General features: G+C 71.7%; 15 protein-coding genes, 1 tRNA gene and 1 riboswitch. Of the genes, 12 read left to right on the top strand and 4 right to left on the bottom strand.

Annotation, left to right across the window (positions count from 1 at the left end):
- Positions 1-30 precede the first annotated feature (30 nt).
- The 8 genes from OCT49_RS12595 (at position 31) to OCT49_RS12560 (ending at position 8782) form a co-directional block, all read left to right on the top strand.
- Positions 31-1005, top strand: coding sequence for a nucleoside triphosphate pyrophosphohydrolase (locus tag OCT49_RS12595; RefSeq protein ID WP_283851968.1), 975 nt, complete (start codon positions 31-33; stop codon positions 1003-1005).
- A 9-nt stretch (positions 1006-1014) separates the two neighbouring features.
- The gene (locus OCT49_RS12590) at positions 1015-2412 is read left to right on the top strand and encodes a cytochrome P450 family protein (protein WP_283851967.1); all 1398 of its coding nucleotides are present in this window, start codon (positions 1015-1017) and stop codon (positions 2410-2412) included.
- Positions 2413-2517: 105 nt separating this feature from the next.
- Positions 2518-3552, top strand: coding sequence for a transglycosylase family protein (locus tag OCT49_RS12585; RefSeq protein ID WP_283851966.1), 1035 nt, complete (start codon positions 2518-2520; stop codon positions 3550-3552).
- Between the two features lie 311 nt (positions 3553-3863).
- A riboswitch (cyclic di-AMP (ydaO/yuaA leader) is annotated at positions 3864-4035 on the top strand.
- A gap of 3 nt (positions 4036-4038) precedes the next feature.
- Entirely contained in the window at positions 4039-4818 is a 780-nt protein-coding gene (locus tag OCT49_RS12580; protein ID WP_283851965.1) for a transglycosylase family protein, read from the top strand.
- Between the two features lie 341 nt (positions 4819-5159).
- Entirely contained in the window at positions 5160-6446 is a 1287-nt protein-coding gene (gene eno / locus OCT49_RS12575; RefSeq protein WP_283851964.1) for a phosphopyruvate hydratase, read from the top strand.
- A gap of 138 nt (positions 6447-6584) precedes the next feature.
- Positions 6585-7073: an FtsB family cell division protein gene (locus tag OCT49_RS12570; RefSeq protein ID WP_283851963.1), complete on the top strand. Its 489-nt coding sequence runs from the start codon at positions 6585-6587 to the stop codon at positions 7071-7073.
- A 68-nt stretch (positions 7074-7141) separates the two neighbouring features.
- The gene (locus OCT49_RS12565; protein ID WP_283851962.1) at positions 7142-7675 is read left to right on the top strand and encodes a DUF501 domain-containing protein; all 534 of its coding nucleotides are present in this window, start codon (positions 7142-7144) and stop codon (positions 7673-7675) included.
- A gap of 165 nt (positions 7676-7840) precedes the next feature.
- Positions 7841-8782 (top strand): Ppx/GppA phosphatase family protein, encoded by a 942-nt coding sequence (locus OCT49_RS12560; protein ID WP_283851961.1) that lies wholly within the window; start codon positions 7841-7843, stop codon positions 8780-8782.
- A gap of 46 nt (positions 8783-8828) precedes the next feature.
- On the opposite strand, the gene OCT49_RS12555 is transcribed toward OCT49_RS12560, so the two are convergent.
- Complete coding sequence (locus OCT49_RS12555; protein WP_283851960.1) at positions 8829-9098, bottom strand: type II toxin-antitoxin system RelE family toxin; 270 nt, start codon at positions 9096-9098, stop codon at positions 8829-8831.
- Entirely contained in the window at positions 9095-9367 is a 273-nt protein-coding gene (locus OCT49_RS12550; protein WP_283851959.1) for a type II toxin-antitoxin system Phd/YefM family antitoxin, read from the bottom strand. The genes OCT49_RS12555 and OCT49_RS12550 overlap by 4 nt, the downstream gene beginning before the upstream one ends.
- Positions 9368-9881: 514 nt before the next feature.
- On the opposite strand from OCT49_RS12550, the gene OCT49_RS12545 reads away from it, so the two are divergent.
- Positions 9882-11267 (top strand): NAD(P)/FAD-dependent oxidoreductase, encoded by a 1386-nt coding sequence (locus OCT49_RS12545; RefSeq protein ID WP_283851958.1) that lies wholly within the window; start codon positions 9882-9884, stop codon positions 11265-11267.
- Between the two features lie 323 nt (positions 11268-11590).
- Positions 11591-12895, top strand: a complete 1305-nt coding sequence (locus OCT49_RS12540; RefSeq protein ID WP_283851957.1) for a class I SAM-dependent methyltransferase — start codon at positions 11591-11593, stop codon at positions 12893-12895.
- 98 nt (positions 12896-12993) lie between these two features.
- Here the strand turns inward: OCT49_RS12540 and OCT49_RS12535 are convergent, their stop codons facing one another.
- Positions 12994-15522 carry an ABC transporter permease gene (locus OCT49_RS12535; protein WP_283851956.1) on the bottom strand — a complete coding sequence of 843 codons (2529 nt, stop codon included), beginning with the start codon at positions 15520-15522 and terminating at the stop codon, positions 12994-12996.
- A 58-nt stretch (positions 15523-15580) separates the two neighbouring features.
- Complete coding sequence (locus OCT49_RS12530; RefSeq protein WP_283851955.1) at positions 15581-16351, bottom strand: ABC transporter ATP-binding protein; 771 nt, start codon at positions 16349-16351, stop codon at positions 15581-15583.
- Between the two features lie 478 nt (positions 16352-16829).
- Here OCT49_RS12530 and OCT49_RS12525 point away from each other — a divergent pair.
- A tRNA-Leu gene (locus tag OCT49_RS12525) sits at positions 16830-16915 on the top strand.
- A gap of 416 nt (positions 16916-17331) precedes the next feature.
- Positions 17332-19410, top strand: a complete 2079-nt coding sequence (locus tag OCT49_RS12520) for a SpoIIE family protein phosphatase (protein ID WP_283851954.1) — start codon at positions 17332-17334, stop codon at positions 19408-19410.
- The last annotated feature ends 150 nt before the right edge of the window (positions 19411-19560 follow it).

Raw genomic sequence — 19560 nt, 5'->3', positions numbered from 1 at the left:
CCACCGGCCCGATCGGAGTAGATTCGAACGGTGAACGCTGAAGATCCCGGCCGTATCGTCCTGCTCACCGCCAGCCACCGCGTCGCGCCCGGACTCCTGTCCTGGCCCGCCTGGCAGGCGCTGCACGCCGCCGACCGGGTGCTCTGCGCGGAGCGGGAGCATCCGCAGCTGCCGTACCTGCGCGAGGCGGGCGTCGCCGTCGAGCACGCCGACCCCGCCGCGCAGGAGCTCGTCGACGCCTGCGCGGGCGGCCGGAGCGTGGTCGTCCTCGCGGGCGGCGAGGGCTCCGGGCCGCTGACCGACGGGCTCGCCCGGCTCGCGGGTTCGGGCCGGGTGCGGATGCCGGACCTGGAGCTGCTGCCCGGTTCGTACGACCTGCCGGGTGCCCGGTTCCTCGACCTGGTCCAGATCATGGACCGGATCCGGACCGAGTGCCCCTGGACCTCGCGCAAGACCCACGAGGGCCTCGCCAAGTACGCCATCGAGGAGGCGTACGAGCTGGTGGAGGCGATCGAGCACGGCGACCGCGACGAACTGCGCGAGGAGCTGGGGGACGTCCTCCTCCAGGTGGTCTTCCACGCGCGGATCGCCGAGGAAGGCCGCCCGGGGGATGGAGCGGAGCCGTTCTCCGTGGACGACGTGGCCGCGACCCTCGTCGAGAAGCTGATCCACCGCCACCCGCACGTCTTCGGCGACGAGACGGCCGAGACCCCGGAGGACGTGCGCGCGCACTGGCTGCGGACCAAGGCCGTCGAGAAGCAGCGCGCATCGGTCACCGACGGGGTGCCGCTCGGCCAGCCGGGGCTGGCGCTCGCGGCGAAACTGGCCGCCCGGGTCCGTACCGCCGGGCTCGACGTGACCCCGCCCACCGGCGACGGCATCGGCTACGAGCTCCTCGCCCTGGCCGTACGGGCCGAGCGGGACGGCATCGACCCCGAGGCCGCGCTGCGGGCCGCGGCCCGCGCCTACCGGGACGCCATCAGGGCCGCGGAGGGCAACGGATAACGTCGGGGCGTGAACCACAGCCCCGCCGACCAGCCCATCGACGAGCCCGCCGACCGCCCCGCCGACGAGCCCACGGCCCGCCCGACCGACGAGTCCGTCGGCGGCTGTCCTGCCGACCGGTCCGGTGCCAGTCCCGGTGTACGTCCAGCCGCGCCCGAGCTCTTCACCTGGGAGTTCGCCACCGACCCGTACCCGGCCTACGCCTGGCTGCGCGAGCACAGCCCCGTGCACCGGACCGCGCTGCCCAGCGGCGTCGAGGCATGGCTCGTCACCCGGTACGCGGACGCCCGGCAGGCGCTCGCCGACACCCGGCTCTCCAAGAATCCCGCGCACCACGCCGAACCGGCGCACGCCAAGGGGAAGACGGGCATCCCCGGGGAGCGCAAGGCGGAGCTGATGACGCATCTGCTGAACATCGACCCGCCCGACCACACCCGGCTGCGCCGGCTCGTCTCCAAGGCGTTCACCCCGCGCCGGGTCGCCGAGTTCGCGCCGCGGGTGCAGGAGCTGACGGACCGCCTCATCGACCGCTTCGCCGAGGAGGGGAGGGCGGACCTCATCCACGACTTCGCCTTCCCGCTCCCCATCTACGCGATCTGCGACCTGCTGGGCGTGCCGCCCGAGGACCAGGACGACTTCCGGGACTGGGCGGGCATGATGATCCGGCACGGCGGCGGCCCGCGCGGCGGGGTGGCCAGGTCGGTGAAGAAGATGCGCGGCTACCTCGCCGAGCTGATCCACCGCAAGCGCGAGAACCCGGGGGACGACCTGATCTCGGGGCTGATCCGGGCCAGCGACCACGGCGAGCACCTCACCGAGAACGAGGCCGCCGCCATGGCCTTCATCCTGCTCTTCGCCGGGTTCGAGACGACGGTCAACCTCATCGGCAACGGCGTCCACTCCCTGCTGTGCGACCCGGAGCAGCGCGCACTGCTCCAGCACTCCATCGAGACGGAGGAGGGCGGGCTGCTGGAGACCGGGATCGAGGAGCTGCTGCGGTACGACGGCCCGGTCGAGCTGGCGACCTGGCGGTTCGCCACCGAGCCGCTGACGCTCGGCGGGCAGGAGATCGCGGCCGGGGACCCCGTGCTCGTGGTGCTCGCCGCCGCCGACCGCGACCCGGAACGCTTCCCGGACCCCGACACCCTGGACCTCGCACGGCGTGACAATCAGCACCTCGGATACGGGCACGGCATCCACTACTGCCTGGGCGCGCCGCTCGCCCGGCTGGAGGGCCGGACCGCGCTCGCCACGCTGCTGAGACGCCTTCCCGACCTGCGACTCGCGGTGGAACCAGGCGATCTGCGGTGGCGCGGCGGGCTCATCATGCGCGGACTGCGCACCCTTCCCGTGGAGTTCACGCCGGAGTCCGGACGGGCCGGAAGTGACACTCCGTCAACTCTGTGACTTTTACGTGATCCGCGCTGCATCGACTTGTGACTCGTGTTCGGGTCCGGCTAGGTTCACCGTTCGACCCACCAGTCACACGTCAGCTACACGGAAGGCAACCCCATGGGCTCCGCGAACGGCAAACACCGTCGCCCCCGTCAGGCACCCGCCATCGTCGTCGCCGCGGGCGTGACCGGGTCCGCCATCGCCATCCCGCTGCTCGGCGCTTCCGGTGCGCACGCGGCCGACGCCACGACCTGGGACCGGGTGGCCGAGTGCGAGAGCGGCGGCACGTGGAGCGCCGACTTCGGCAACGGCTCCTACGGCGGGCTCCAGCTCTCGCCGGAGACCTGGAAGGCGTACGGCGGCGAGTCGTACGCCGAGCGCGCCGACCTCGCCAGCCGGGCGCAGCAGATCGCCGTGGCCCAGAAGGTCCTGGAGGACCAGGGGCCGCAGGCGTGGCCCAGTTGCGCGGTCATCTCCGGCCTCGCGACGGACGGTGCGCTGCCCGGCGTCGACCCGGGGACCGCGCCCGGCACCGACCCGGGGACCGTGGCCTCCGCGGACCCGGAGCGGAGCGGGAAGCCCGCCGGGGAGACGTCGAAGCCCCCCGCCGGCGAGGCCGATCCGTCGGAGGGTGCCACGGGCGGTGCGGGTGCCGTGGACGGCGAGGACGGTTCGTCCGCACCGGGCGGCGCCGACGAGCCGTCAGGGGCGGTCACGCCCTCGCCCGACCCCTCGTCCGGAACCCCCACGGCCCCGTCCTCGGAGGGCTCCACGGAGGGCTCCACGGAGACCCCGTCCGACACGCCCGAGAAGTCCGTACCGTCCGGTTCACCTGAATCGTCCAGCGGTCAGGGTGGAAAGCACCGCGGTGCGCCGGCCGTCGAGGACGGCCGCGAGGTGGGTGTCGACGAGGGTCGCGAGTCGGGCCGTCACGCCTCCCGCGGCGGTGACGGTGCGCGCGGCACGGACGTCCCGGCCGCCGGTGACCCGTACACCGTCCGCCCCGGCGACAACCTCTGGGCCATCGCCGACGAGCAGAAGGTCCCTGGTGGGTGGGTTGCGCTGTACGAGGCGAACAGGGCCGAGGTCGGCTCCGACCCGGATCTCATCCTTCCCGGCCAGCGGCTCGACCTCGAGGTGGGCGCCGAGTGAGAGCCGCGTGAGAGCGGCCTGATGGCTGGCTGAAAAAGACCCCGGAACCGGGGCAGTTCAGGGACCTATGTCCACTTATGCGTAAGTGAGACATGGGTCTCTTTGCGTCAACTGGCGTGTCGCGCGCCGGGAGCCCTCGCACATCGGGCCCGACCTGCGGAAACGATGGATCCTCAGATGCAAGTAAGGGCTTATTGTCCGATGTGTCCATCTTTGAATGTGGGGGTTGCGTATGTCTACGGTCGGAACCGCTCGCACCGCGGGCCCCGTCGACCGTCACGCCGAATCCTGCCGTCGGTCGGAGGGAACAGACGCGTAAAGCGCCGTAGGCAGGAGCGGGGGACCCAGGTAGGCGCCGGCCCCGATCGTCGAAGGACGCATCAGGACCGGCTTGGGGTGAAGTCGCGTGCTAGGACGTGCGACCGGGCAACTCACTTGGCCCGAACCCGACAGCTCACCTCGTAGGCGTCGGTGAGGAGAAGTTCCATGCTGTTTTCCAGCAAGGGCAAGCACCGCCGCCCGTCCAAGGCGGTCCGCATCGCCACGCTCGCCGGTGTCACCGGTGCCGCCGTCGCCGCCCCCCTGATGGGTGCGAGCAGCGCCTCCGCCGCCTCCGTCGCCACCTGGGACGCCGTCGCCCAGTGCGAGTCCGGTGGCAACTGGTCGATCAACACCGGCAACGGCTACTACGGCGGCCTGCAGTTCTCCCAGTCCAGCTGGGCCGCCGCCGGCGGTCTGCAGTACGCCCCCCGCGCCGACCTGGCCACCAAGGCCCAGCAGATCGCCACCGCCGAGCGCCTCCTCGACATGCAGGGCCCGGGCGCCTGGGGCTGCGCCCGCGCCGGCGGCCTGACCAACGACGGTGTCGACCCGGGCGTCGACACCGGCTCCTCCGCCTCCACCGGCTCCACCGAGAAGTCCGGCTCCACCCAGCAGCAGAGCGCCCCGGCCGCCCCGAAGCAGCAGTCGCAGCCGACCCGCCAGGCCCAGCCGAAGCAGGAGCGCACCGAGGCCCCCGCCGCCTCCCGCTCCGAGCGCTCCGCCGCCCCGCGGGCCGAGGCGAAGAAGACCGTCACCACCCCGACCGGCAAGAAGGTCAAGAAGGGTGACGGCGAGTACGAGGTCGTCGCCGGCGACTCGCTGAGCAGGATCGCCGCCGAGCAGGGCGTCAAGGGCGGCTGGCAGAAGCTGTTCGAGCTGAACAAGGACATCGTCGAGAACGCCGACCTGATCTACCCGGGTCAGCAGCTGCACCTGACGAAGTAACCGGGACTCTCTCCTCCCCCGGCAGCCCCGGGCCGCGCGACCCTCCGTACGCGCGGCCCGGGGTTTCCGCCTTCCCGCCGCACGGGCGGGCCCCGGCCCTCCCTGCACGGCCCTCTCCTCGCCGGAGCCCTCCTCCCCGTAAAGGGGAGGGACTGTTCAACTCCTGTAGTTACTGACCGGTAAAAATCTGGTCTTTCCTCCCGGATTGTCCGCCCCCGGGTCCTTTTTCGTCCCAGGGGACGGGCGGTCGTCGGGCTGATCGGGCCGGGCCGGTTAGGCTCTTGTCGCAAGGCCAAAGCGACCCTGCACAACCAGCGTCATATCCCAGAAGGAGATGCCTCGTGCCGTCCATCGACGTCGTCGTAGCCCGGGAAATCCTCGACTCCCGCGGAAACCCCACGGTCGAGGTCGAGGTCGGCCTCGACGACGGCAGCACCGGCCGTGCTGCCGTCCCGTCCGGCGCCTCCACCGGTGCGTTCGAGGCCATCGAGCTTCGTGACGGTGACCCCAACCGCTACCAGGGCAAGGGCGTCGAGAAGGCCGTCCTCGCCGTGATCGAGCAGATCGGCCCGGAGCTCGTCGGCTACGACGCCACCGAGCAGCGCCTGATCGACCAGGCGATGTTCGACCTGGACGCCACGGAGAACAAGGGCTCGCTCGGCGCCAACGCCATCCTCGGTGTCTCGCTGGCCGTCGCCCACGCCGCGTCCGAGGCCTCGGACCTGCCGCTGTTCCGCTACCTGGGCGGCCCGAACGCGCACCTGCTGCCCGTTCCGATGATGAACATCCTCAACGGCGGCTCGCACGCCGACTCCAACGTGGACATCCAGGAGTTCATGATCGCCCCGATCGGCGCGGAGTCCTTCTCCGAGGCCCTGCGCTGGGGCACCGAGGTCTACCACACGCTGAAGAAGGTCCTGAAGGCCAAGGGCCTGTCGACCGGTCTCGGCGACGAGGGCGGCTTCGCGCCGAACCTGGACTCGAACCGCGCCGCCCTCGACCTCATCCTGGAAGCCATCAAGGAAGCCGGCTACGTCCCGGGCAAGGACATCGCGCTCGCGCTCGACGTCGCCGCCTCCGAGTTCTACAAGGACGGCGCGTACGAGTTCGAGGGCAAGTCCCGCTCGGCCGCCGAGATGACCGAGTACTACGAGGAGCTCGTCTCCGCGTACCCGCTGGTCTCCATCGAGGACCCGCTGTACGAGGACGACTGGGCCGGCTGGAAGGCCATCACCGACAAGCTCGGCTCCAAGGTCCAGCTCGTCGGCGACGACCTGTTCGTCACCAACCCGGAGCGCCTGGCCCGCGGCATCGAGGAGGGCTCCGCCAACGCCCTGCTCGTCAAGGTCAACCAGATCGGTTCGCTGACCGAGACCCTGGACGCCGTGGAGCTGGCCCAGCGCAACGGCTTCAAGTGCATGATGTCGCACCGCTCCGGCGAGACCGAGGACGTCACCATCGCCGACCTCGCCGTCGCCACCAACTGCGGCCAGATCAAGACCGGCGCCCCGGCCCGTTCCGAGCGCGTCGCCAAGTACAACCAGCTGCTGCGCATCGAGGAGATCCTCGACGACGCCGCGGTGTACGCGGGCCGCTCGGCGTTCCCCCGGTTCCGTTCCGCGAACTAGGACGCGCGCCGGAAGTAGCGTCGGCCGTCCCGCCGCGCGTACGGGGCCACGGCGCCCGTCCGTCCGTCCCCGCACTCGGTCCCGTACCGTGTGCGGGGACGGACGTGCGTATCGGGTGCGTATTGGGGAGGCGGAGAAATGGCCGCGAAGGACCGGGACCGGTTCTCCACCGCGACCCGGCTGCGACTGCTCGGCGAGCAGACCGCCGCCCGCGTCTACCGGTCCCAGAACCGCCGCCAGGCCCGCCGCTCGCGGCTCACCGGCCGGGCGGCGTTCCTCGCCCTCGTCGTCTGCTCCCTGGTGGTCGCGCTCGCGTACCCGATGCGCAGCTATGTCTCGCAGCGGGACGAGATCGCCGAACAGGAGCGACTGGCGGAGGAGGCGCGGATCCGCACCGAGGAGCTGCGCGACGAGAAGGCGCGCCTCCAGGACGACGCGTACATCAGGCAGCTGGCCCGTACGCATCTGCACTACCTTCTTCCCGGGGAGACCGGTTACACGGTGATCGACCCCGACGCGGTCGAGGAGCGCAACGGCAGGGCGGGCGAGTCCGGCCGGCCGTGGCACTCCAACCTCTGGGACGGCATCGACAGCGCCGACGGCGCCGGCGGCACCGACCGCGACTGACCCTCTCCACCCTCTCCACCCCTCTGCAGAACCGCAGTTCGAGCAGCCCGACCAGAACCTAGGCAGGCATGGAAACGCCCCCTCCCCAGACCGAGCCCACCGCCCCCACCGAGGCGGACATCGCCGCGTTCCAGCAGCAGCTGGGCCGGCCGCCGCGCGGCCTGCGCGCGATCGCGCACCGCTGCCCGTGCGGCAACCCCGACGTGGTCGAGACGCAGCCCCGGCTGGAGGACGGCACGCCGTTCCCGACGACGTACTACCTGACGTGCCCGCGCGCCGCGTCCGCGATCGGCACGCTGGAGGCGAACGGGGTCATGAAGGAGATGACCGAGCGCCTCGCCACCGACCCCGAACTGGCCGCCGCCTACCGGGCCGCCCACGAGGACTACATCGCCCGGCGCGACGCCATCGAGGTGCTGGAGGGCTTCCCGAGCGCGGGCGGCATGCCGGACCGGGTGAAGTGCCTGCACGTCCTGGTCGGGCACTCGCTGGCCGCGGGGCCCGGGGTGAACCCGCTGGGCGACGAGGCGATCGCGATGCTGCCGGAGTGGTGGCGCAAGGGGCCGTGCGTCTCGCCGTGCGGCGAGCCGGACGAGGGCTGACCGGTCCCCTTCCCGGGGGCTGACCGGTCCCCTTTCCCGGGACGCCGCCCCCGGACCCCCGCTCCTCGGCCGTCGGAGGGGCACGATCTGCTCCTCGTTCCCCGGAGGGGCTCGGTTCGCTCCTCCGTTTCCGTTTCCCGGAGGGGCTCGATCTGGGAGTACTTCATGACCCGCGTGGCCGCCATCGACTGCGGTACCAACTCCATCCGCCTGCTCGTCGCCGACGCCGACCCGGCCACCGGCGAACTCGTCGAGCTCGACCGCCGGATGGAGATCGTCCGGCTCGGCCAGGGCGTCGACCGCACCGGGCGGCTCGCCCCCGAGGCCCTGGAGCGGACGTTCGCCGCCTGCCGCCGGTACGCGGCGGTGATCGAGGAGCACGGCGCGCGGAGGATCCGCTTCGTGGCCACCTCCGCCTCCCGCGACGCGGAGAACCGGGACGAGTTCGTCCGCGGCGTGCGGGAGATCCTGGGCGTCGAGCCCGAGGTGATCAGCGGCGACCAGGAGGCGGAGTTCTCCTTCACCGGCGCCACCAGGGAACTCGCGGACCACGACCACCTCGCGAAGCCGTACCTCGTCGTGGACATCGGCGGCGGCTCCACCGAGTTCGTCGTCGGCGACGACCACGTCCGGGCCGCGCGCTCCGTGGACATCGGCTGTGTCCGGATGACCGAACGTCACCTGGTGCGGGACGGCGTCGTGACCGACCCGCCGTCCGCCGGCCGGATCGACGGCATCCGGGCCGACGTCGAGGCCGCCCTCGACCTCGTCGAGGAGAGCGTCCCGCTCGCCGGGACCGCCACCCTCGTCGGCCTCGCCGGGACGGTCACCACGGTCGCCGCGATCGCCCAGGGCCTCGACGCGTACGACTCGGAGGCGATCCACCACTCCCGGATCTCCCTCGACCAGGTGCAGGAGATCACCTCCCGGCTCCTCGCCTCCACCCACGCCGAACGGGCCGCGATCGGCGCGATGCACCCGGGCCGCGTCGACGTGATCGCCGCCGGGTCGCTGATCCTGCTCGCCGTGATGAAGCGGACCGGGGCCGAGGAGGTCGTCGTCAGCGAGCACGACATCCTCGACGGCATCGGCTGGTCGATCGCGTAGGAGCACCCGGCCGGAGCGGGGGCGTCGGGTCGGGCCGGGGGAAGCACTACAGGGTGCGATGGGCGTCCCGTCGGGCACCCGTCTCGGCGACGAGGATGACGAGTTCACCGTCGTCGACCCGGTGGGCGACCCGGTGGCCGCCGACCCGGAGCCGGTGGAGCCCCGACGGGCCGGTGAGCTTTTTGACGTCTGTGTCCTCGCGGTACGGATCGTCACCGAGCGCCGTCAGCGCGGTCAGGATGCGCATGGCGTCGGACCGACTGATGGACCAGAGCTGCCGCTGTGCTGCCGTGGTGAACCGGAACGTGTACTTCACGCCACGTCTTCGCCGCGCTCGCTGAACAGGTCCGCCAGCAGCTCGGCCATCGAAACGGTGGGTTCGCCGTCGGCCAGGACCGCTTCCGCCTCGCGGGCCAGCATCACGTCGGCGGCCTCCTCCAGCGCCTCGAAGTCGGCGATCGGCACGACCGCGGCAACGGGGACACCGTTGCGTGTGATGACGGTCGGAGCGCCTTCCTCGGCCCGGTTGATGTGTTCCGCCAGATGCGCACGCGCTTCCCTGACGGTCACGACGTGGTCGGTCATGAGCGGAGTGTACGCACCTGCGTGTACACGCGGTCAGGGGTGGGAGTCGCGCTTGCGCGACATCCCCGACGGCCTCGGCCGGGCCGGGGGACGTGGGACCGGGAGGGGGCTCATGCGCGCTTCTGCCTGCGTTTCTGAGCCTCCGTCGGGTTTCCGGGGAGGGGTTCGGGCGGCCCGGCACGGCAAAGTTCGTGAACTTCTTCACAAGGAATTCGGCCCTTCGGAGGGCGGTTCCGGTCCGTACGGACGCCCGAAGCCCCGGAGGGGCGCGTTCCGCGCCGTCCGGGGGGCGCTCCCGGAGCGCGCCCGGGACGCGTTGCCAAGGGCCGATCGGCCCCTCGTTCGGGGCCAAGGGCCAGCTCACAAGCGGTGAACAACGTTCGCGACCGCCTTGTGGTTCCCCCGGGCACCCATGACCTGGGTCACGCGGGCGGCGAAGTGTAGCAGAGGGTCGCCCATACCTTGTGAAGGGGCTCACGAGGCCCCCTCCGGAGGGGGGTGGATACTCGATGGCATGAGCACCACGGAGCGTCCCAGGATCCTCGTAGTAGGCGGTGGGTACGTAGGCCTGTACGCAGCTCGACGCATTCTGAAGAAGATGCGCTACGGAGAGGCGACCGTCACGGTCGTCGACCCGCGCTCGTACATGACGTACCAGCCCTTCCTCCCCGAAGCTGCTGCCGGCAGCATCTCGCCTCGGCATGTCGTCGTCCCGCTGCGACGCGTCCTGCCGAAGGCCGAGGTCCTCACCGGCCGCGTCACGACTATCGATCAGGACCGCAAGGTCGCCACGGTCGCGCCGCTCGTCGGCGAGGCCTACGAGCTGCCCTTCGACTACCTGGTCATCGCGATGGGCGCGGTCTCCCGCACCTTCCCGATCCCCGGCCTCGCCGAACAGGGCATCGGCATGAAGGGCATCGAGGAGGCCATCGGCCTGCGCAACCACGTTCTCGAGCAGCTGGACAAGGCCGACTCGACGACCGATGAGGACGTCCGCCGCAAGGCTCTGACGTTCGTCTTCGTGGGCGGCGGCTTCGCCGGCGCGGAGACCATCGGCGAGGTCGAGGACATGGCCCGCGACGCGGCGAAGTACTACACGAACGTGAAGCGCGAGGACATGCGCTTCATCCTCGTCGACGCCGCCGACAAGATCCTTCCCGAGGTCGGCCCGAAGCTGGGCGCCTGGGGCCGGGAGCACCTGGAGTCCCGTGGCGTCGAGGTCTTCCTCTCGACCTCCATGGACTCCTGCGTCGACGGCCACGTCGTCCTGAAGAACGGTCTGGAGGTCGACTCCAACACCATCGTGTGGACGGCCGGCGTGAAGCCGAACCCGGCACTGGCCCGCTTCGGTCTGCCGCTCGGCCCCCGCGGCCACGTGGACTGCAACGAGAAGCTCCAGGTCAACGGCCTCGACTACGTGTGGGCCGCGGGCGACAACGCCCAGGTCCCGGACATGGTCGGACGCAGGGCCGGCAACCCCAACGCCTGGTGCCCGCCCAACGCCCAGCACGCGCTGCGTCAGGCCAAGGTCCTCGGCGACAACGTCATCTCCGGGATGCGCGGCTTCCCGCAGGGCGAGTACAGCCACGCCAACAAGGGTGCCGTCGCCGGTCTGGGGCTGCACAAGGGCGTCGCGATGATCGTCATGGGCAAGATGAAGATCAAGCTCAAGGGCCGTCTCGCCTGGTACATGCACCGTGGTTACCACGGCATGGCGATGCCGACCTGGAACCGCAAGATCCGGGTCTTCGCCGACTGGACGCTCGGCATGTTCCTCAAGCGCGAGGTCGTCTCGCTCGGCGCCATGGAGACGCCGCGCGAGGAGTTCTACGAGGCCGCCAAGCCGGCCCCGGCACCGGCCGCCGCCAAGGCCGAGGGCGAGAAGGCCAAGGCCTCCTAGCCCGCTCGCGGACCCACTCGTCCGCGAGACACCCGCACGACCCCGAAGGGGCCGTCCGCCATCCGTGGTGCGGACGGCCCCTTCGGCGTATCCGGCCCCGTGCGACGAGGCGCGGCACGGGGTCCCGACGGTCGCCGCAGCGGGGGATGCGTGCAATGCGCAGCTATTTTGCCCTTCCATTGCGCGGTAGCGGGATGGGCCGTGCTTCGCCGACTGTTGACGGGTATGCGGCTCGCCGCGGTGCCCCCCCGGCACCCGGTGCGGCCGCGGCATGCCCGGGCGTGCCCGGGCACATCGGGAACACCACCACGGAGGTGTGTGCCATGGCAGACGCCGCGCTGCGGCTGACCGCTCTCGTCGAGGAGTTGCTGGGAGAAAGGCTGCCGGTCCGGATCCGGGCCTGGGACGGCAGCGAATCAGGACCGCCCGGTGCACCCGTGCTCGTCGTCCGCAGCCGCCGCGCGCTGCGCAGGCTGCTCTGGAAGCCGGGCGAACTGGGCCTGGCCCGCGCCTGGGTGGCGGGCGAGATCGACATCGAGGGCGACCTCTACGAGACCCTGGACCTCCTGGCCGCACTGATCTGGGAACGCCCCGACACCGCCGGGGACCGGGTCCACCCGGCCCGCGACCCCCGGGTCCGGGCCTTCGCCAAGGGGCTGCTGCGACTGGCCGGCCCCTGGCCCCCGCCGCCCCCGCCGCCCGAGGAGGTCCGCCGCCGCGCCGGCGCCCTGCACACCAGGCGCCGTGACAAGGAGGCCATCAGCCACCACTACGACGTGGGCAACGACTTCTACGAACTGGTCCTCGGCCCGTCCATGGTCTACTCCTGCGCCTACTGGGCGGACGGCGCGGACCTGGAGGGCGCCCAGCGCGACAAGCTGGACCTGGTCTGCCGCAAGCTCGCGCTGAAGGAGGGCGACCGCCTCCTGGACGTCGGCTGCGGCTGGGGCTCGATGGCCATCCACGCGGCCCGCGAGTACGGCGCCAGGGTCACCGGGGTGACGCTCTCCGCCGAACAGGCCGCCTACGCCAGGAAACGCGTCGCGGAGGAGGGTCTGACCGACCGGGTGGAGATCCGGGTCCAGGACTACCGGGACGTCAGGGACGGCCCGTACGACGCCGTCTCGTCCATCGGCATGGCCGAGCACGTCGGCGCGGCCCGCTTCCGGGAGTACGCCGACGGCCTCTACGCGCTCCTCAAGCCCGGCGGCCGGCTCCTCAACCACCAGATCGCCCGCCGCCCGGAGCGGGACGAGTCCGCGTACCACGTGGACGACTTCATCGACGCCTACGTCTTCCCGGACGGCGAACTGGCCCCGGTCGGACGGACCGTGACGGCCCTTGAGGAGGCCGGTTTCGAGGCCCGCGACGTGGAGTCGATCCGCGAACACTACGCCCTGACCCTGCGCCGGTGGGTCGCCAACCTGGAGAAGCAGTGGGACCGCGCGGTCCGGATGACCTCGTACGGGCGGGCCAGGGTCTGGCGCCTCTACATGGCCGCCTGCGCGCTCTCCTTCGAGCACAACAGGATCGGCGTCAACCAGATCCTCGTGGTGCGTCCGGCGGAGGGCGGGTCCTCCCGCATGCCGCTGCGGGCCCGCGACTGGACGGCGTCCGCGACCGGCTGACCGGTCGGTACCGCTGGAGGCCCCACGACGGAACGGGGGCCGGTACGCGCAGCACCGTGCTGCGCGTACCGGCCCCCGGCCGTGTGCGGGCCCCGCCGCTACTCGGTCTTGATCGCCGTCAGCATGTTCAGCTTCGCGGCGCTGCGGGCCGGCCAGAGCGCGGCCAGCACGCCCACGGCACCCGCCAGCACCAGGAAGACCGCGATCCGGTCCCACGGGATGACCAGCGCGTACTCAGGGATCTCCGACGACAGGGTCTGCCCGATCGCCCAGCCGAGGAACATGCCGAGCGCGACACCGATCACCGCGCCGAAGAGCGAGATGACCACGGCCTCCAGCCGGATCATGCGCTTCACCCTGCGCCGGTCCAGGCCGATGGCCCGCAGCATGCCGATCTCCTGCTGGCGCTCGAAGACCGACATCGCCAGGGTGTTGATGACCCCGAGCACCGCGATGATCAGGGCCATCGCCAGCAGCCCGTACATGATGTTCATCGCGAGGTTGACCGAGCCGCCGAACATGTCACGGATGTCCTGACGGTCCATGATGCTCATGGCCGGGTTGTCGCCCAGCGCGTCCACCACGGCCTGCTCGTTGGCCTCGGTCGCGCCGCCGTCCATCTTCAGCCAGACCTCACGGATGTTGGCCAGGCTGCCGTGCTGGTCGGCGATGTCCTTCGGGAGCAGGACCGGGGAGAGGAACTCGTTCCCCTTGTAGAGGGCGCCGACCTTCAGCTTGCCCTTCTTCTCGTCCTCGAACGTCACCGGCAGGGTGTCGCCGGTCTTCCAGCCGTTGGACTTCGCGGTCTTCTCGGCGACGGCGATCTCGCCCTTGCCGAGCGAGTCGAGCGAACCGGAGACGGTCTCGATCGCGAAGACCTGCTGCAAGGCACCGGGGGTGACGGCGGACGCGGAGTGGTACTCCTCCTCGACCTGGATCGAGGTGGCCTGCTGCGGCGAGACCGCCGAGGCGCCCTTGGTCTTCTCCAGGGCGGCGAGCGCCGACTCGTCGAGCGCGTCGCCGCTCGCCATCGTCACCATGTAGTCGGCCCGGACGTTGTCCGTGGTCATCCGGTCGACCGCCTGGCCGAGGGTGACGCCGAGCACCGAGATGCCGGTGACCAGGGTGAGGCCGATCGCCAGCGCGGAGGCGGTGGCGCCGGTACGGCGCGGGTTGCGGACCGCGTTCTGCGCGGCCAGCTTGCCGGAGACCCCGAACAGCCGCTTCAGCAGCGGGCGGACCAGTGCGATCACCGGCCGCGACAGCAGCGGGATCAGCACGATGACACCGATCAGCGCGAGGAAGGCACCCGCGGCGATGAGGGTCCGTCCGTCCGACCCGGACTTGGCCGCGCCCGCCACGATCCCCGCCGAGCCCAGCAGGGTGAGCACCGCGCCGATCGAGTTGCGCAGCACCAGGGACTTGACGGTGGCCGTCGCGTGCACGCTGCTCATCGCCGCGACCGGCGGGATCTTCGCGGCCCGGCGGGCGGGCAGCCAGGCGGCCACCACGGTGATCAGGATGCCGACGGCGAAGGCGGAGCCGACCGCGGTGGGCGAGACCACCAGCGGACCGGCCGGGATCTTCCCGCCGAACATGCCCATCATGGAACGCAGCCCGGTGGCGAGGCCGAGACCGAGGGCGAAGCCGATGACCGAGGCGATCGCGCCGACCACGGCGGCCTCGATGAGCACCGAGCGCTTGACCTGGCGGCGGGAGGCGCCGACGGCGCGCATCAGGGCCAGCTCCTTGGTGCGCTGGGCCACCAGCATCGTGAAGGTGTTGGCGATCAGGAAGACGCCGACGAACAGGGCGATGCCGGCGAAGGCGAGCAGCATGGTGTTGATGGTGCTCAGACCGCTCTCGATCTGCTTGGCCTGCTCGTCCGCGAGGTCCTGGCCGGTCTTGGCCTCGGCGTCCTTGGGCAGCAGCGGCTTCACCGCGGACAGCAGCTCGTCGGCGGAGGCGCCGGAAGCGGCGGACACGGTGGCCTCACGGAACACGCCGGGCCTCAGGTACAGCTTCTGGGCGACCTCGGTGTCGAAGAGGACCAGGCTGCCGCCGGCGTTGACCGCGCCGTCCTCGGTGGTGAAGACGCCGGAGAGGACGTACTCCTTCACCGGGCCGTTCGTGGCGACCCGGACCCGGTCGCCGACCTGGTACTCGCCCTTCTTGGCGGTCTCCTTGTCGAGCGCGATCCGGTCGGCCGAGGTCGGACCCGTGCCCTCGACGAAGGTGTACGCGTGGTCCTTGCCGTCCTTGCCGGGGAAGTAGTTCCCGCCGGTGTTGGACCAGCCGTTGCCTATCAGCTTGCCGTCGGGGTCGGCGACCCCGGCGAAGCCGGAGACCCGGCCGGTGGCGGTGTCGACGCCGTCCAGGCCCTGAAGCTTCTTCAGGGTGGCGGTGGTGATGCCGGAGACCTTCTCGTCCCGCTGGTCGGCGTAGGTGGTGACGGCGACGGCGACGTCGTCGTAGCTCTTGGCCGACTGGTTGCGAAGGGCGTTGCCGAGGGTGTCGGTGAAGACCAGCGTGCCGGAGACGAAGGCCACGCCGAGCATCACGGCGAGCACGGTCATCAGCAGCCTGGCCTTGTGCGCGAGCACATTGCGCAGGGCGGTACGGAACATGTCTGTCAGTCCTGGGATGGGGAGGGATTCCGGGGGAGGACGCGGAGGAGGGCGGGGCTCAGCTGGTGCGGCCCTTGGCGTCGAACGCCTTCATCCGGTCGAGGACCCCGTCCGCGGTGGGGTGCAGCATCTGGTCGACGATCCGGCCGTCCGCGAGGAAGATGACCCGGTCCGCGTAGGAGGCGGCGGCCGGGTCGTGGGTCACCATCACCACGGTCTGGCCCAGCTCGCGCACCGAGTTGCGCAGGAAGCCGAGGACCTCGGCGCCGGAGCGGGAGTCCAGGTTCCCGGTGGGCTCGTCACCGAAGATGATCTCCGGCTGCGAGGCCAGGGCGCGGGCCACCGCCACGCGCTGCTGCTGCCCGCCGGAGAGTTCGGTGGGCCGGTGGCTCAGCCGGTCGGAGAGCCCCACCATGTCGATGACCCGGCGCACCCATTCGGCGTCGGGCTTGCGGCCCGCGATGTCCATGGGGAGCGTGATGTTCTCGTACGCCGTCAGCGTGGGGAGCAGGTTGAACGCCTGGAAGATGAAGCCGATCTTGTCCCGGCGGAGCTGGGTGAGCTGCTTGTCCTTGAGGGAGCCCAGCTCCGTGTCGCCGATCCGCACCGAACCGCTGCTGAAGCTGTCGAGACCGGCCACGCAGTGCATCAGCGTGGACTTGCCGGAGCCGGACGGGCCCATGATCGCGGTGAACTCGCCGCGGGGGAAGTCCACGGTGACCCCGTCCAGGGCGGTCACCCGGGTCTCGCCCTCTCCGTAGACCTTCGACAGATCCGTGGCGCGGGCAGCCACCGTGGTGGCGCGGGGTGCGGTGGAAATGGTGGTCACGGGAATCTCCTGGTTCGGGCTCCGGCCGAGGCATCGTCCGGGGGTGGATCGGAACCCTTCCATCGTCACCGCCGGTCCGCCGCCGGACGTCAGCCCCCGTGCCCGTTCCTGGGGCAGTCTTGAGTCGCACCGGAGCGCCCGCGGTCTCCTCCTGCGGTATGACACGGACCCCTAGGCCACCCGTCCCGAGGACCACGCGACCGGGTCTCCGCCCGGTGTTTCCCCCGGTCCTCCGGCCGCCCCGGCGGCGCCCCCGTCGCGCCCCGGCGGATGCGCCGTCCGGGTGCGGCGACTTTACGTCAATCCGGAATCACGCCCGGCGCGCCCGCTACCCCGCCCAGGCATGTGGCAATGTCCTTTGACGAGTGCTGACGCACCCTCAAACGATCAATAAAATAAGACAACATCGCGCCACTGATCCGCTGTTCGGGGGAAGTCCCCGGCTAGGGTCATGTGCCAACGCGGAGCCGCGCGCCAGGCCCGGATGGTGGAATGCAGACACGGCGAGCTTAAACCTCGCTGCCCCTCGGGGGCGTACCGGTTCGAGTCCGGTTCCGGGCACCACTACGCACATGGCGCGGGGCAGGGCGGATCCGCCCCGGCCCTCCGGCCCCCGACCCACCCCCGACTTCCCACCCTCATGGACCCCTCATGGACGGGCGACGGGAATCCTCCTCGTACGGCGCGTGCCCGGTCGGCGACGCACGAAACCCACGCCCCATCCACACCGCACGTACGACCCATGCGGCACGGGCCCCCGCGGCGGGTGCCCGGGGCGTCGTCCACTTCGGCTTTCGTCCCGGTTTCCGTCCCGGCTCCGGTCCGGCTCCGGTCCGTCTTCCGCCGCTTCCCTCGCACGGTGGCTGAGCTGCCGGGGCGGGGGCGCGGGGGGACGATGGGAGGACGGCTGCGCGGAACGGACGAGGCGCGGAGCCGCCCCGCTCCGGAGGGTCGCCGGTGCGGGCAAGGAGGTCCGTTCGATGGTTGCGTCGGATGCGTGGCGGGTGGAGGCGGAGCGGGACGCCCCGTCGGCTCCGGGCGGCCTGCTCGACGCGCTGAGCGTGGCCGCGGTGGTGCTCGGTGCCGACGGGCGGATCGCGCTGTGGAGCCCGCAGGCCCAGGACCTGTTCGGCTGGAGCGCCGAGGAGGCGCTGGGACAGTACGCGGCCACGCTGATGGTCGCGGAGGAGCACGTGGACCAGGTCGTGGAACTGTTCGCGGCCGTCATGGCCGGGAAGGGCAGCTGGGCCGGGGTCTTCCCCGTACGGCACAAGGACGGCTCCACCCGCCGGCTGGAGTTCCGCAACATGCGGCTGCTGGACGAGCACGGCGACGCGTACGCGCTGGGGATCGTCTGCGAAGAGGCCACGGTGCGCAGCGTGGAGCACGATCTGGCGCTCCACGCCCGCCTGGTGGTGCAGGCGCCCTTCGGGCTGGCCGTGCTGGACCCCGGGCTGCGCCTCCTGCTGGTCAACCCGGCGCTGGAACGGATCACCGGCCGGCCGGCCGCCGAACACCTGGGCCGCGGCCCCCGCGAACTGCTGCCGTTCCTGGACGGCGAGGGGATCGAGTCCGCCATGCGCCGGGTGCTGGCCACCGGCGTCTCCGTGCGCGACCGGTTCATGACCGGCCGTTCCCCCGCCGACCCCGGCCACGAGAGCGCCTGGTCGATGTCGTGCTACCGGCTGGAGGACGCCGCCGGGCGGCTGCTCGGCGTCACGATGATCATGTCGGACGTGACCGAGCAGCACCGGGCGTCCCTCGAGGCCGCGGAGGCCCGGCGGCGGCTGGCGGTCATCGCCCGCGCCTCCGAGCGGGTCGGCACCGCCCTGGACCTGGAGCTCACCGCCCGCGAACTGGCGGAGGTGGTGGTGGACGAGCTGGCCGACATCGCGGCGGTCGACGTCCTCGACTCGGTCCTGGCCGCCTCCGAGCCGGTCGCCCCGCTCGACCGGGGCCCGCACGCCTTCCGGTCCCTGGCCGTGGCCGCCGGCCACGAGAGCCCCGGCATGCTCGCCGCCGACCCGCCGGGGGAGACCGCCCTCTACGCGGCGGAGCGCCTGGTCACCCGCTGCGTGACCACCGGCCGCCCGGTCCTCGTGGCCGAGGTCGCCGACCGGGACCTGCACCGCATCGCCCGCAACGAGAAGGCCGTGCACCTGATGAAGGAGGCGGGCGCGCACTCCTACCTGGCCGTGCCGCTGACCGCCCGCGGCCAGGTCCTCGGCGTGCTCGACCTCGTACGCACCCGCGATCCGCGGCCGTTCGACGACGACGACGTCGCGATGGCCTGCGAGCTGGCCTCCCGCGCCGCCGTGTGCATCGACAACGCCCGCTGGTACCAGCACGTGCACGGCACCGCCCTGACCCTCCAGCGCCACCTGCTCCCGCACCGGCCCCCGCAGCCGTCCGGCCTGCGGATCGCCTACCGGTACCAGCCGGCGGAGGCGGACAGCGGGATCGGCGGCGACTGGTTCGACGCCATCCCCCTCCCGCAGGGCCGCACGGCCCTCGTCGTCGGCGACGTGATGGGCCACGGGATCAACGCCGCCGCCGCGATGGGACAGCTGCGCACCGCCACCCGCGCCCTCGCCGGCCTCGAACTCGCCCCCGCCGAGGTGCTGCACCACCTGGACCGCGTCACCGCCGACCTGCACGAGACGACCGCCACCTGCGTCTACGCCGCCCTCGACCCGCACCGCCGCACGTACCGCGTCGCGCTGGCCGGCCACCCGCCGCCCGTCCTGCTCCGGCCCGGCCGCGCCCCCCGGCTGCTGGACCTGCCCACCGGGGCGCCGCTGGGTGTCGGCGGCGTCCCCTTCCGCACCGCGAACCTGGACCTGCGGGCCGGGGACAGCCTCGTCCTCTACACCGACGGGCTGGTGGAGACCCGTGACGAGCCCATCGACGTCCGCCTGGGCTCCCTGCTGCGCCTCCTCGCCGAACCCTTCGACTCCCTGGAGGCGATCTGCGACCGGGTGCTGACCGTGCTGCGCCACCCCGGCCACGACGACGACGTCGCCCTGCTCATCGCACGGCTCACCCCCGACCGGGGCTGAGCGGCCCGACCCCGCCGGGCGTGGGCCCCGGTATGAGCGAATTGCAAAATTATGCAATTAATTACATGCTGTGTTCGGTGTGTCTGTAAGTATCCGCGGGCGTGCCGGTGTCCAGCGACGCCCCGGAATCCCGGGGTCGAAGGGGGTCCG

The organism is Streptomyces sp. ML-6 (assembly GCF_030116705.1).
Taxonomy (GTDB): domain Bacteria; phylum Actinomycetota; class Actinomycetes; order Streptomycetales; family Streptomycetaceae; genus Streptomyces.
This window is presented reverse-complemented; position numbering and strand designations above follow the sequence as displayed.

Excerpts from the sequence above, each read along its gene's own strand:
- OCT49_RS12540 (WP_283851957.1), top strand. The coding sequence starts at position 11,591 with ATGGCAGACGCCGCGCTGCGGCTGACCGCTCTCGTCGAGGAGTTGCTG.
- OCT49_RS12520 (WP_283851954.1), top strand. The coding sequence starts at position 17,332 with ATGGTTGCGTCGGATGCGTGGCGGGTGGAGGCGGAGCGGGACGCCCCG.
- OCT49_RS12565 (WP_283851962.1), top strand. The coding sequence starts at position 7,142 with ATGGAAACGCCCCCTCCCCAGACCGAGCCCACCGCCCCCACCGAGGCG.
- OCT49_RS12570 (WP_283851963.1), top strand. The coding sequence starts at position 6,585 with ATGGCCGCGAAGGACCGGGACCGGTTCTCCACCGCGACCCGGCTGCGA.
- OCT49_RS12545 (WP_283851958.1), top strand. The coding sequence starts at position 9,882 with ATGAGCACCACGGAGCGTCCCAGGATCCTCGTAGTAGGCGGTGGGTAC.
- OCT49_RS12560 (WP_283851961.1), top strand. The coding sequence starts at position 7,841 with ATGACCCGCGTGGCCGCCATCGACTGCGGTACCAACTCCATCCGCCTG.
- OCT49_RS12580 (WP_283851965.1), top strand. The coding sequence starts at position 4,039 with ATGCTGTTTTCCAGCAAGGGCAAGCACCGCCGCCCGTCCAAGGCGGTC.
- OCT49_RS12585 (WP_283851966.1), top strand. The coding sequence starts at position 2,518 with ATGGGCTCCGCGAACGGCAAACACCGTCGCCCCCGTCAGGCACCCGCC.
- OCT49_RS12550 (WP_283851959.1), bottom strand. The coding sequence starts at position 9,367 with ATGACCGACCACGTCGTGACCGTCAGGGAAGCGCGTGCGCATCTGGCG.
- OCT49_RS12535 (WP_283851956.1), bottom strand. The coding sequence starts at position 15,522 with ATGTTCCGTACCGCCCTGCGCAATGTGCTCGCGCACAAGGCCAGGCTG.